Genomic DNA, 14,546 nt, shown 5'->3' on the forward strand with positions numbered 1-14,546 from the left:
TACTTATCTAACTCAATCGTTCGGATTATTTTATAATTCTAAAAATCGGAGGAAATACATGCAATGAGAAGAGTGACTCTATTATTTCTAGTATTCATCCTAAGTCTCGGGGCATCGGGGCAAGCCATGGCTTACACAACTACAGACTCGGGCGAGGGAATCATTGAGGATCCCTTACTTGAAGACGGATTGAAGCTAATCCTGAATAAACCTCTCGATGATCCACTGACTTCATCTGATCTGGAGCAGCTTGAAGTGGTGGACCTGAGCAATGCAGGTATTCAGAGCCTGTCCGGTCTGGAATATGCGACCAACCTGACTCACCTCCGATTATATGGGAATGAGATTGAGGATCTCACACCCCTGGAGCACCTAACTCAGCTTCGCGAGATCGATGTTCGCAACAATTACATTACATCCATAGACGCACTTGCTGAATTGAAAGACTTGGGACGGCTGTATATCAGCAACAATTCCATTTCATCCATAGAGGTTGTACGTGGGTTCAACCGATTACATACGTTCCACGCCAGCGGTAACCAGATTGCCAGTCTTGCAGCCCTCTCGGATGCGGATGCACTGAAATGGCTTGAGATTTCAAACAATTCCATTAGTGATCTGACACCGCTCATGGGTAAGAAACGGCTCCAACAACTCAATGTTGCAAACAATCAGATTCAGACACTGGAACTACTGGCTGAATTGCCAAATACCCTGCGGAATCTGAATGTAGCAGGCAATCACATTACGGACCTGACACCACTGGAGCACCTGACACGGCTTCGGACACTTGATATCTCTGATAACCAAGTACAACACCTCAAGGGGCTTGAGGGACTGACTGGTCTGAAGGAACTGAATGCAGAATCCAATCAGATCTATGATCTGGAACCTCTTCGGCAACTATCAAGTTTGGACGTATTAAAATTATCCAACAACCGGGTGTGGGATCTGACACCGATTGCAGGTTTTACGTTTACCCGTGATCAGTCTGCGACGAACGCCATTCAGGATATCTCAGCGTCCACCTTATTATCCTCAGGTATTCAGACATCTGTCTCAGAGGTTGAGCCTGCGGGGCTTACCGTGCAGAACAATTATCTGGATGTCACAAGTGGCAGTCAGACGATGCAGATTCTGAACCGGATGAATGTGCGGGAGCAGAAACGGACGCCGCAAGGCGGCTTCCAGCGGCTGATGGAAGGGTCTACCACTGCCTATGTAGGAGATCGTGCTTATGCACTGGATGCTGCACCTTTTATCGATGAAGGGCGGACCTATGTGCCTCTGCGCTTTGTCTCGGAGCAATTAAACGCCAGTGTGAACTGGAACAGCGGTACGCACGAAGCCGTGATCACACAGAATGACAAAACGATACGCTGGAGCGTGGGCAACAAGCAGGTTATCGTGGACGATACACTTGCGATCAATGATGCTCCTCTAATGATGAGAAATGGCAAAGCTTTTGTTCCGGTTCGCTTCATTTCAGAGCAATTCAATGCCTCTGTTGGTTACATCGGTAGCAGTAAAACGATTCTGATTTTTGAAAATAAACAGCTCGGTGATCGTGTACAGCCTTAAGTCGTATCTCACGTTCAATTTCAGCCATAAGAGAATATGAGAAACATAGCAAAGTCCCCGTCTTGAACGATCAGCGGGGATTTTTCATGTGTTATGACAATAGTGCTACGACATTGGATAGTGGTATATGGATAGAATCAATCATAAGTAAATGCACCGTACCAACTGTTTATACGAGCATGAACTTGTAACATTCTATCTCGGATTAGGGCAAATTTTACACGGTTTAGCATATCTTCTTTTGCCGCGAGAGTTGTTATACTGAACGTAATATAGATGACAGCTGGAGTCCACGCGAGGAGGAAAATCATATGACATTTACGTTCACTGGTTATTCAACAACCCAAGATAGTCCATGGAAAGAGTTATCTTTTTCGTCAACAAATGAAAGCGCTAACTTAAAACTCACGGGTGAGCAGCATCAGCTTGTGGAAGGATTCGGCGGATGTTTCAACGAGCTTGGTTATATGGCTCTGTCTCACTTGAGCGAGGAGCAGCGCCATGAGGTATTTCATTCCCTCTTCCATCCGGAGGGTGAGCACAAGTTTAACATCTGCCGCTTGCCCATCGGCGCAAGTGATTATGCGGAGCAGTGGTACAGCCACAACGAGGTGGACGGCGACGTGGCCATGGAACATTTTTCGATCGAACGTGATTTCAAATATCTGATTCCCTACATCAAGGAAGCTCTGCGTTATAACCCGAACCTGCAATTCTTCGCCTCCCCTTGGAGCCCGCCAACATGGATGAAGTCACCCAAAGCCTATAACTACGGCACACTTCGTTGGGAGAAAGATATTCTGGATGCTTACGCCCTGTATTTCGTAAAATTCGTACAGGCTTACCGTGAAGCAGGCATTACGATTCATCAGGTGCATGTGCAGAACGAAGTCATTGCAGATCAGAAATTCCCTTCTTGCATGTGGACAGGCGAGCAGCTTCGTGAGTTTATCGCCGATTATCTGGGGCCGGCTTTTGACAAACACGGTCTGGATACGGAGATCTGGCTGGGCACGATCAACGCCCCTGATCCATGGGAAGAATTGATCAAGAAAAAAACAAACGACTTCGACGAGTACGCCGGACTTGTCCTGAGTGATCCAAAAGCCTATTCCTATATCAAAGGTGTTGGGTATCAATGGGCTGGCAAAAATGCCATTCAACGTACCTCGGCAAGTTATCCGGAGCTACGTTATATGCAGACCGAGAACGAATGCGGCGATGGCAACAACTCTTGGAACTACGCCAAATACGTATATAACCTCTACCAGCATTACTTCAGCAACGGCGTGAACGCGTACATCTACTGGAACATGGTTCTGGAACCGAAAGGCCGCAGCACATGGGGCTGGGAGCAGAACTCCATGATGACCGTAGATCCGGACAATAAGGAGGTTACTCGAAACCCGGAGTATTATGTGATGAAACACTTCGCTCATCATGTGGTCCCTGGTGCTCGAAGAGTCGGCCTGTCTGGGGCCTGGAGCGGTAAATCTGTGGCTTTCCGCAACCCGGATAACAGTCTCGTCATTGTCATCAACAATCCATTCCAGGATCGTCGCGACTTGTATCTGGCATATGAAGGACACACCCTTCGTCTGGAGTTGGAAGCTGATTCCTTCAACAGCATGGTTATTCAACCGAAGTAACAAACCTCAGTTGAAACAAAGCATACTCACACCAATAGCGCCATATTCCCATGCTTAACATGTGGAACAGGCGCTATTTGGTGTTATATAATAACGAATTTCACAAGGGAAACTCAGACTCGTCAAAATGCACGCTTAAGGGTTGTTCGCCAGATAATTTCTCAACCATTGCAGCGCTGGACGTTCTGTACCGTTGCTATTAACCAGATGCGAACCGTTTACCCATGTTTGGTTCTGGTTGTAGCCCCACAGTGTTACGCCTTTAACAGCAGCATGCTTCCACAGTACAGGGAATTTCTGCTGATAGCGCTGCAACTGCGTATTATCATCGCCCGTCATATCCAGTTCGGATACATAGACCGGCAGACCTGTCGCAGCCAGCTTATTCAGTACTGTGTTCATCGTACTCACAGAGACGTTGTCCATATTAAAGTAATGTGCTTGGATACCAATACCATCAACCAAACCTCTGTTTTTCAAAAGGTTGATAATCTGGATATATTGGTCCGCTTTAGCCGGATCACCGATAATTCCGTATTCATTGATCAACAATTTGGCGTTCGGGAAGGCTTGTCTCGCCTGCTGGAATGACCAGATAACCCAATCCCAGCCAGTGGCTCCATCTCCACCAATCGCGTTGCGATAAGAAGGCTTGGCATGAAGCGGCTCATTGACGACATCCACATATGCTGCCTTCGGATACCGCTGGCCTGCGGCGTTAATCCATTGTGTCACTTCAGCCTTCTGATCTGCGGCAGAGAGACTGTTAATCCAGTTTGGCTGCTGATTCCCCCATACGAGCGTATGGAATTTGAACGGAAAATTGTTGTTGACCGCATAGTTGTAAGCCATATCTGCCTGACCCCAGTTCATCACGTTGCGTGTACCTTCCACAGCATCCCACTTGGTGGAGTTCTCTGGAGTTACCTGGTTCCAATAAGGGCTAAAATTCGAAGGAACCTGGCTAGCGATAATATTGCCTAAAAATTTGCTACCTTTTGCCAAACCAGCGCTCACACTACCAACTGCAACCGAAGCAGCGAGAACGCCTACCAATGCTAGTGAACCAACCGTCTTGAACCACTTGGACTTGAACAATGAAATTCCTCCTTAATCATTATTTAGAATTATTAAGCGCTTACAAAAACCATTTTACTGGATAATTTTGGTCTTTAACACCTGCAAATTATACTATTTTCAAAAATCGTAAATTAATAGTTAGCTATATTTATAGATTTCTCTCTTAAATCCAACATAACGCTTACATTGGAGTTTACATTTACCACATGTTTATCTAGTATAAAATGACACATATCTTTACATACACTAGATAACAAGGGAGATTACAACATGCGCAAAATTTCAACAAAACGTTTCGCCGGATGGCCTTTATCGTTCCTTTTATGTGCCTCCATTTTGTTCGCCCCTTTTGCTTCTACTCCAGCTCAGGCTGCTGAGGCAGACAAGGAAACCAAGATCACGTTGCTGGGTACATCGGATATTCATGGCCGATTTATGCCGTGGGACTATGCTCTGGACGGTCCAAACCCAACCGGCAGCATGACGCAGCTCTATACCATTGTGAAAAAAGTGCGTGCCGAGAATCCCAATACGATTCTGCTGGATGCAGGGGACATGATTCAGGATAACTCCGCTGAGTTATTCAATGATCAACCTCAATCTCCCATGATGGTTGCGATGAATGAAATGAAATATGACGCATGGGTTATGGGTAACCATGAGTTTAACTTTGGACTGGACGTACTGGAGAAGATCTCTTCCCAATTCAATGGACAGCCTCTCGTAGGTAACATTTTCAAAGAAAACGGCGACCGCTACATGCCTGCCTATACGATTATTGAGAAAGACGGCATCAAAGTGGGTGTCATTGGAATGAACACACCGATGATTACCGAGTTCGAGAAAGGTACGGATCACCTGGACGGTATCATCGTCAAAGATCCTGTAGAAGAGACCAAGAAGGCCATTGCCGAGCTGAAAGGCAAAGTCGATGTCATGGTTGGACTTATGCATATGGGATTGGATAACGAGAACGGAAATCCGGGAACCGGAGTGACGGATATCGCCAACGCCAACCCAGAGCTGGCTGCTATTTTTGCCGGACACATGCATACCCTGATTGAATCCCAAACGGTTAACGGTGTATTGATCTCCGAACCGAATAAATATGGCTCACATATTTCGCGAATTGACCTGACATTTGCCAAAGACGGCGACAAAGTTGTGCTGAAAAGCAAAGAGGCTCAAGCACTCGCTGTAAAAGCAGCCGACGGAACATATGAAGTCTCCGATCCTGCGCTGGAAGAGACCTTGCACCCGTTCCACGAGTTCGCTCGTGCCGATGCCAACATTGAAGTCGCTGAACTGAAAGGCACGAACCTGGTGCCTGCCGATGAGATTAAGGGGATCCCTGCTGTGCAGATTCAGGAAACAGCTTTGTCTGACTTTTTCACCGAAGTGATGTTGCATTACAGTGATGCCGATGTGGTCGCGCACCAGATTGATAACGACAAGGCCAAGCTGGATGTAGGCCCGATCAAGAAAAAGGATATTGCGTTCAACTACCAATATACCTTTGGTGAAGTAACCGTGTATGAAGTAACCGGACGGGATCTGATGGATTATATGGAGTGGTCTGCGGGATACTTCAACTCCACACGCCCGGGTGATGTGACTGTCAGCTTTGATCCGAAACGGCGTGCTTCCAAATACAGCACCGATGATTTCTTCGGCGGCGTAACGTATGAGATTGACCTGACCAAGCCATACGGCAGTCGGATTACGAATCTTAAGTACAGCAACGGTGTAGCCGTCAAAGAAGACGATACGTTGAAGCTGGGCATGAATGCCTACCGAATGGAAGCCCTGATTGCCAAAGGCGGCGCCATGGAAGGACGTAAGTTCAAGCAGCTCTGGTCCTCCAAGGATGCTTCTGCATTTGGTGAGATCCAAGGTACGATTCGCAACCTGTCCATCGCCTATCTGAAAGATGTGATGAAAGGTGTCTACGAACCGAAGATTCAACACAATTGGAAAATCACCGGCGTAGACCTGACTGCACCAGAACGTGCAGATGTGGTGGAGTTAATTAACGATGGCATCATGTCTGTTCCAACAACGGAAGATGGCAAGTACACCAACATTGCCTCCATTAACATTTTGGATGCGGTGACGCAAGAAGAGATTGATGCACTATCCGCCAAAGCCGATGTGAGTGCAGCGCAATTCGCAGGTGTGAAAACCAAGGGAGCGTTCTATCAACAGCTGAACAAAGCTCGCAAAACGGCAACAGGTGGCGATAGTGGTACGACAACACCTACACCTGAGAAACCGACAACACCAACCGTACCTAAACCAACACCGACTCCAGGCACGTCGAAACCTGGTAAACCTTCAACACCAAACACGGGTAAACCGGGTAGCATCACCAAAGGTAAACAAGCCAAGGTTACAGCGGCTTACCTGAACGTACGCGCTGGCGCTTCATCCAAAGCCAAAGTTATTGCTGCCGTACCGCAAGGCACCCTGCTTGAGGTAATTAGTACAGACAAATATGGCTGGGTCAAAGTGAAAATCGATGGACGTGTAGCATTCGTATACGGGAAATATGTGAGCATTTTGAAATAGCAATCGTTACGCACCACGCTTAACGAAAAAAGGGCGATTCTCCCATGGAACTCATGGTCAGGATCGCCCTTTGCTATGTCAACCAATGTTTATGCGTATTGCCTCTCCTCTACTGCTCTGTGGGAATGAAGACATTTAGCCTGATGGCAAGTTCTTAATTTTATCCATGAAAGAGTCCAGCTGTATGCCATTTGTTTTTTCCGTAAAATCACGTAATTCCTCCGCCTCCCCCTCGTAGGCGGCAAGTACGTAGTCACCATCGACAATATAATACGTGCCGTAGCGGTGAACGAATATCCATCCACCTGTTTCCCGGTCGTCCCCTTTTTGACTACAGCGATAATCTCCATACCTGGTTTAAGTTCAGGCTCCACACCTGCGAAGTCAGCGTTGTAAAATAAAAAAGTATCCTTCGGTACATCAGCTCTTGTTACTACTTCATGTACCTTCATGTACCTTCACTTCATAGGAAATGAATTTAGGTTGGTATGGTGTCATTCCATTAGCTTTATCCTTATCAGCCATCATTCTTTCAGGTGTGCCCGGTTCAGTACTCAGCTCCACACTAAAGCTCGGCAAAATTTTCATTACCTCTGCCACAACAACGCTATCCCCATATGTCATTACCTCTCTGAAGCTTACTTCTCTCATGGATATCGTCGCGGGGGTGTTCGTAGATAGTGGATATTCCTCACGTAGTTCCTTCATTCGCTCTTGGGAGAGCACGTTCTCCGCACGATCACTAGAATTGACAAACAGAGTTGTACATCCCATTAGACTAACCAGCAATGCAATACTTGTTAGCCAACATATCATTCGGAATCGTGCCATACATCCACCCCTTACCTGATATGGTTGATATATACCTTCAAGCTCAGCCCCTCTTCACATCCCAATTTGCGAGCATGCCTCTCGCCATCTCCATGTCCGACTCCTTGCCTGTAATTAGTGCAAACTTGGCAACAATCGCAGGATAGGCTGCCCATTGCTCTCGAATATGCTCCAGCATCCGGGGCCATGTTCTTCCTCCTGCCTTCTCATAACGTCTCAACAGGTCACGCAGTCCTTCCTCCTGAAAGAGTGCATAGTAAATGACGAAATCCTTACCCGGATCAGCAATCTCCGCTTCCGTCCAGTCAATGAGTCCAGTTACGCGTTGTTCCTTATCGACAATAATATGCGGCGGATGCAGATCACCATGGATGAACGCCGAGTGCTGCGGCCAATAGCTACTTACAGACAGCCATATCGTCCAACGTTCAACCAGTTCGGTTGGCACCGTAAAATTCTGCTTAACCTCTTCTATATTGGCTGCAAATTCCTTGCGAGCTTCCATAGGTGTTTTGATCCGTACTCCACCTTTCTTCGCCTCGTGTGGATCGATGTTATGCAGCGCGACGAGGTTCACAGCCAAGGAATCGAGAAACGTATCAGATAAACTTTCCTGGGGGAATTGCCAGACATAACCTCCCCCTGCAGGATCGACAACTGCAATCGGATCACCATCCAGTAAAGGATAAGCGATCAACTCTGGCGTACAGATCCGCCAATCGGGTACTTGTGCGGGTATACTGCCTCGGACTACATCCAGCACCCTGCGCTCATTCTCGGCTCGCTCCCATACGTCTTCACGTCGCGGCTGGCGCAAAACCCATCTGTGGTCTTCTTCGTCCGTGGCGAATGCTACACGAAAATCCATACCCGACTCGTTAATCTCCAAGGACTCCTTATCCATAATTAGTCCGTTCTGTCCGGCTAAAGATAATAGTTCATTTTGAATTGCCAAATGTTCATTTGAGTTCGATTTTGTCATATCAGGCACTCCCCTTTTCCTGGATAAACTAAAAAACACAGACATGTCCGCCTGTGCAGTTCATTTTGGATATTGGCATACCCGAATGCTCACAAAAAAATAGTAGTACATCAAAGAACCCCTTCACAGAGTGATTCTTTCATGACTAGCGGCATACGTGTACAATGGCAAACCAATCCCGATGAGCTGCACACAGGCAGAAAACAGCAAGCGAAACAAACATCTCGCCAAACTATCTCAATCGGGAAAAATTTAGCACACGTATCCCTCCGTTCAATAAGTTACCCATATGCTAACATATTCCATATCCCAGTTCCAGACCGAATGGAATATTTTTGGTTCTTTTTATTGATATACAGGAACTTGTGCGTCTCAGGTAACGTCCATAGTTTATAGGTCTAATCAGAAAGGATGAGAGGTGAACAACTCGATGTCCATTGTACGAAAGTTGTCCTTATTGCCAGTTATCTTACTTCTGCTAACGCTCGGATGCGCAGAGAAATCCGAGGAACAGGGGGAAGAGAAGCCACATGTGCGAGGAATGATTACGGATTTTGAGGAAGAAAGAGGTCAGGTACTCATCGAGAATAAAGAAGATGGAGGTGTTGAATCAGGACCGATTTGGATCTCGCTCAATACGGATGCTGAACTCATCATCGAAGGAGAGACTGTCACCGTCTCTTTGGATGAGACACTCGTTGGTCGAAGTGCAGACGTATGGATTGGTGGAATAATCGCTCAATCTTACCCTCCCCAAACCCAGGCTGTGAAAATGGTCATTCATTAACAAACAGCAAAATCCACCGATACATTTCGTTTCACGTGGAACGTTATGATACACCTGCGAACAGCAACCCCCTTACTCCTCATATCGGAATGGATGAAAACAATTTAATCACTTGATGCATTTACTCCGTTAGCCTGCCTGCATATAGAGTATAATGAAAAGGTATACGATAAATGTACGGTGCAATAATTGTACAAAAACTAACGCAAAAGAGGTAAACGATGAGCGAGCAACAATTTAAAGATTATGGACTTGGTGAAGAGATCGTAAAAGCACTGGACAGTCTGGGCTATGAGACACCAACCGAGGTGCAAACTAAAGTTATTCCGGTAGCACTGGAGAATCAGGATCTTGTGGTGAAATCACAGACGGGTAGCGGTAAAACAGCTGCCTACGGCATTCCGCTCTGCGAGCTGGTAGATTGGAATGAAAATAAGCCACAGGCTTTGATTCTTACACCAACCCGGGAACTGGCTTTGCAGGTTAACGAAGATATTACAAATATCGGCCGCTTTAAGCGTATTAAAGCAACCGCACTATACGGACAGTCCCCTTTTCATATCCAAAAAGCCGAGTTAAAACAAAGAACACATGTCGCTGTAGGTACGCCAGGTCGGGTACTGGATCATATCGAACGCGGCACGCTGCCACTCGATCGGATCGCCTATCTCGTCATTGACGAGGCCGATGAGATGTTAAATATGGGCTTCATTGAGACGGTACAAGCGATTATTCAGAAACTGCCGCAGGAGCGAGTGACGATGTTGTTCTCCGCTACGTTCCCTGAAGATGTAGCCAAGCTGTCACGAAAATACATGAACAAGCCAGTGGAAATCGAGATCAAAGCAAGTGGACTGACAACAGCCACGATTGAACATGCTGTGATTAACGTGCCAGAGGTGAACAAAACCGCGTTGCTTCAGGACTTGTTCATTGTGGAAAATCCGGATAGCTGCATCGTGTTCTGCCGTACGCAGGAGAATGTAGATAAACTGTTCCGGGTCATGGCTGACCTGGACTATCCAGCAGACCGTATCCATGGTGGCATGGAGCAGGATGAACGGATCGAAGTCATGAACGCCTTCAGACGGGGACAATTCCGTTATCTGATCGCGACGGACGTGGCCGCACGTGGTATTGATATCACGAATATTACTCATGTCATCAACTACGATATTCCTTTGGAAAAAGAGGGATATGTTCACCGCACAGGCCGTACGGGTCGCGCAGGCAAAACAGGTAAAGCCATTACGTTGATTACACCGAAAGATGGCCGACGTCTGGCCGAGATTGAATCCTATATCGGTTTCGAAATTCCTGTTGTGAAAGCTCCTTCCGAGGAAGCTGTGGATCGCCGCAGAGAAGATTTTGAGAAGCGATTGAAGATCGTGCCTGAACGTAAAAAGGACAAGCGCGAACAGTTGAACCAACAGATCATGAAGCTGAACTTCAACGGAGGCAAGAAAAAGAAACTTCGTGCCGTAGACTTTGTCGGTACCATCGCCAAGCTTGAAGGCGTTGCTGCAGACGATATCGGGATCATTACCATTCAAGACAATGTAACAGATGTGGAGATTCTGAATGGCAAAGGACCACTCGTACTGGAGCTTATGCAGAATACAACGATCAAAAAGATGCAGCTCAAGGTTCGTAAAGGTCATAAATAGCAGAATGACATCGGAAATTCGATTCAAGGGTAGCGGACCGTGCAGCTACCATACAAAGAGAACTACGCAAATGCAACAAAAAGATAGAAAATCATACCAAGCAACAGATCCACCTCATCCGGTTACAAAACAAGGGATAACAGGCCTTTAGCAGGTCGTTATCCCTTGTTTGCTCTTTTGTTGAGAATCATTGCCTCCTTATCCTGTCAGTTCATGTGATACATGATATGGATCAGCATTACGCGGAGTCCATCACACTGCAAGCAATGTTAGAGATGTGATCCCCCACTGGCATCGAGACATTGTCCGGTAACCCAGCGGCTGTCTGCTGACGCAAGAAATGCAGCTACATCTGCGACATCTTCAGGCTCTCCCCAGCGATTAAGAACAGACAAACCTGCTGCATATGCCTGTCCTTGCGGGTTCGTGAGTGTGGCTGCATTCATCTCGGTATTAATAATGCCTGGCTGGATCGCGTTGACCGTAATCTGGCGACTTCCCAGCTCTTTGGCCAGTAGCTTGGTGAGGGTATCCACCGCCCCCTTCGTCATGCTATAGGCGAACACGCCCGGGGAAGCCACTCGTGTAACAAAAGAAGAAATATTAATGATTCGCCCGCCATCCCGCAGACGCGGAACGGCCTGCTGGCTGACAAACAGGGGGGCTTTGACATTTATGTTCATCACTTCGTCGAAGGAAGCTTCTGTCGTCTCCTCCAGACCAAGAATCTGCCCGATGCCTGCATTATTTACCAGAATATCCAGACTGCCATCTCGTCCATGCTTCCGAACAGCATCATCGACCTGCGCAAATAATGCATGAATTCCATCCAGCGTGCGCAAATCCGCTCCAATGGCTTGCGCCTGTCCACCATGTTCTGTAATATGCCGCACAACCTGCTCCGCTTCGTCTTGTCGTGTCCCGAAGTGCACAAGCACATGTGCACCCTCCTGTGCCAGACGCATTGCAATACTGCGACCGATGCCTCTGCTTGCTCCTGTTACCAAGGCCATCTGCCCTTCAAGTCTTCTGCATATCTCGTTCATAACGTCATCCCCCTACTGAATAAGTAGCACCCGTCACGGGCACAAGACAGTTATATCACGAGACGACATACAAAATGTTGCTCTCCTATTCGGTAAGGACACTCCGTTCAGCGATAGCCATCATATCCGTATATCCTCCGAGCGTAGCCGAAGCTCCAGCAGGTTCGCTGGCTAGCCCTCCTTATGACACCAGGCAGTTTCATTTTCATTCTTCATTCGTGCCCTCGCTCTTGCTGCTCTTGCCCTCTGCCTGCTGCTGAGTTCATCTCTCATTGAAATGTTCACTTGCCAAAGATTGTAAATCAACTACAATATAAATGAAAACGCTTTTATATTTCTATTATCTGTGGAGGTGTATGTAATGGGTAACAGGAAAGCGGTCTGGTTACTGGTCTTTGCACTCACGTTCACCCTGTTTGGACTTCATCCTGAGCGAACAAGCGCAGCAAGTGTCACGATCACCAACGGTACCGATTGGCTCGACACCGCAGGCAATCCCATCCATGCGAACAGCGGCAACATTCTACAGGTAGGTTCGATGTATTATCTGTACGGTGAACATGCGGTGGGCGGCAGGTTCGACAGTGTGAACGTCTACACCTCCACCGATCTGAAGAATTGGACTTTCAGCAACGCCATCCTGACGAAAGATTCCGCAACCGAGCTAGCCTCCAGCAAGATCGAACGCCCCAAAGTCATCTATAATGCCTCCACCAACCAGTATGTGCTCTGGGCACACTATGAGAATGGCACAGACTACAACCTCGGGCGTGTAGCGGTGGCAACGAGCAATACCCCAAATGGCAAATTCACCTATGAGGGCAGCTTCCGCCCACTCAATTATGAATCCCGTGACATGACCGTCTTTGTTGATACAGATGGCACAGGTTATCTGGTTACTGCTTCACGCAAAAATGGCGGTGCCAATGATTCGATGGCTATTTTCAAAATGAATGCAAGTTACACCGGAATACAATCCTTCGAAGGCTGGCTGTTCGAGAATGCCTACCGCGAAGCGCCTGCCGTTGTGAAAAAAGGAAACCGTTACTACCTCTTCACCTCCCAAGCCGCTGGCTGGTATCCGAATCAGGGGGCATATGCTACAGCAACTTCCATGGCGGGCCCGTGGACTGCACTTACACCATATGGCAATCCATCTGCCTTCGGTTCGCAGATTCATGATATTGCCACGATTACAGGCAGCAGCACCACATCCTACATCTACATGGCAGACCGCTGGAACCCCATGAGTATTGGAGAGCACAAACATATCTGGCTACCGCTAACCTTGAATGATTCGAATGGAACAGCATCACTGGAGTGGTATACAACGTGGAATATCGACGCAGCGACAGGCATCGTAACCCCGCCTGCTCTCGTCAACCATGCACAAGGCAAAACAGCTACCGCCATCTCCACAGCCTCCGGCTCATCCGCATCCAACGTCAATGACGGGAACTACCAGACGTCTTGGGTAGCTTCCTCCAATAGCTGGCCTGCATGGTGGCAGGTGGACTTCGGCGCACCGAAGACGATCACGGAGATCGATACGTCCTGGTTTATGTATAAAGGTTCCGAAGGGTACTACAAATATAAAATCGAAATTAGCAACGATGGTATCAATTACTCCACATTGGATCGCACCAACAATCTGACCTATGGTTTCACCACGGACGCTGTGCATTTCACCGCACGTTATGTCCGAATTAATATGGTGAACGCCGTCTTGTGGAATAATCCAGGGAACTGGTACACCCCAACCCTGCACGAGGTCAAAATGTTGGGTCCAGCCACACCGGAAGCCACAGGGTACAGCCGCTTCAGTTCACACAACGTTCCGGATCGATACATCCGTCATGCCAACTACATCGCACGGATTGACGCTAATGTCTCTCCTGCGCTGGACTCCCAGTTCCGTGTCGTACCGGGTCTAGCGAGTTCCACGGGAATTTCACTGGAATCCATCAACTTCCCCGGCTACTTTCTGAAGCGCAACGCCAGCAACAAAATTGTACTTGAAGCCTACGCCGACACCGCTGCCTACAAGGGAGATGCCACGTTCTTGAGCAGCCCTGGTTGGGCTGACAGCACCAAAGTTTCCCTTCAATCATACAGTCAGCCAGGATATTACATCCGGCATTATGATTATGTACTGCAGTTGGATGCTGTCAATGCAACTAGCAGCGCAACAGTGAAGGGTGATGCCACGTTTGGGCGGACTAATTTCTAAGAAAATGAATTGGAGATGAAAATTTAGGCTTAGCCAGGTATGGTGGGTTGCGCGAAGCAATGGGAGGCATAACGTGCCGGAGACACAAACGCTGCATGAATTACAATAAATTATAGAATATATGC

10 protein-coding genes are annotated in these 14,546 nt (G+C 47.5%); 6 read left to right on the plus strand and 4 right to left on the minus strand.

Annotated elements, in window-relative coordinates:
• The first annotated feature begins 63 nt into the window (after positions 1-63).
• Together MKZ12_RS29295 and MKZ12_RS29300 are read left to right on the plus strand one after the other, a co-directional pair.
• Positions 64-1,581, plus strand: coding sequence for a leucine-rich repeat domain-containing protein (locus MKZ12_RS29295; RefSeq protein ID WP_339257973.1), 1,518 nt, complete (start codon positions 64-66; stop codon positions 1,579-1,581).
• A gap of 311 nt (positions 1,582-1,892) precedes the next feature.
• On the plus strand, positions 1,893-3,230 hold the full coding sequence (locus MKZ12_RS29300) for a glycoside hydrolase family 30 protein (protein WP_339257975.1): 1,338 nt from the start codon (positions 1,893-1,895) through the stop codon (positions 3,228-3,230).
• A 135-nt stretch (positions 3,231-3,365) separates the two neighbouring features.
• Here MKZ12_RS29300 and MKZ12_RS29305 read toward each other — a convergent pair whose 3' ends face one another.
• On the minus strand, positions 3,366-4,328 hold the full coding sequence (locus MKZ12_RS29305) for an endo-1,4-beta-xylanase (protein ID WP_339238770.1): 963 nt from the start codon (positions 4,326-4,328) through the stop codon (positions 3,366-3,368).
• Between the two features lie 252 nt (positions 4,329-4,580).
• On the opposite strand from MKZ12_RS29305, the gene MKZ12_RS29310 reads away from it, so the two are divergent.
• Entirely contained in the window at positions 4,581-6,878 is a 2,298-nt protein-coding gene (locus MKZ12_RS29310; RefSeq protein WP_339257977.1) for a 5'-nucleotidase C-terminal domain-containing protein, read from the plus strand.
• A gap of 438 nt (positions 6,879-7,316) precedes the next feature.
• Here the strand turns inward: MKZ12_RS29310 and MKZ12_RS29315 are convergent, their stop codons facing one another.
• Positions 7,317-7,709 (minus strand): hypothetical protein, encoded by a 393-nt coding sequence (locus tag MKZ12_RS29315; protein ID WP_339257979.1) that lies wholly within the window; start codon positions 7,707-7,709, stop codon positions 7,317-7,319.
• Positions 7,710-7,752: 43 nt separating this feature from the next.
• Positions 7,753-8,691, minus strand: coding sequence for a macrolide 2'-phosphotransferase (locus tag MKZ12_RS29320; RefSeq protein WP_339257981.1), 939 nt, complete (start codon positions 8,689-8,691; stop codon positions 7,753-7,755).
• A gap of 430 nt (positions 8,692-9,121) precedes the next feature.
• Here MKZ12_RS29320 and MKZ12_RS29325 point away from each other — a divergent pair, with 430 nt between their 5' ends.
• Together MKZ12_RS29325 and MKZ12_RS29330 are read left to right on the plus strand one after the other, a co-directional pair.
• A complete protein-coding gene (locus tag MKZ12_RS29325) occupies positions 9,122-9,478 on the plus strand; it encodes a hypothetical protein (protein ID WP_339257982.1) in 357 nt (118 codons plus the stop codon).
• Between the two features lie 221 nt (positions 9,479-9,699).
• Positions 9,700-11,145: a DEAD/DEAH box helicase gene (locus MKZ12_RS29330; protein WP_339257983.1), complete on the plus strand. Its 1,446-nt coding sequence runs from the start codon at positions 9,700-9,702 to the stop codon at positions 11,143-11,145.
• Between the two features lie 269 nt (positions 11,146-11,414).
• On the opposite strand, the gene MKZ12_RS29335 is transcribed toward MKZ12_RS29330, so the two are convergent.
• Complete coding sequence (locus MKZ12_RS29335) at positions 11,415-12,191, minus strand: glucose 1-dehydrogenase (RefSeq protein WP_339257984.1); 777 nt, start codon at positions 12,189-12,191, stop codon at positions 11,415-11,417.
• 361 nt (positions 12,192-12,552) lie between these two features.
• Between MKZ12_RS29335 and MKZ12_RS29340 the strand changes: the two genes are divergently transcribed.
• Positions 12,553-14,421: an AbfB domain-containing protein gene (locus MKZ12_RS29340; protein WP_339257985.1), complete on the plus strand. Its 1,869-nt coding sequence runs from the start codon at positions 12,553-12,555 to the stop codon at positions 14,419-14,421.
• The last annotated feature ends 125 nt before the right edge of the window (positions 14,422-14,546 follow it).

Source organism: Paenibacillus sp. FSL R5-0713, from assembly GCF_037973325.1.
In the GTDB taxonomy this organism is placed as follows: domain Bacteria; phylum Bacillota; class Bacilli; order Paenibacillales; family Paenibacillaceae; genus Paenibacillus.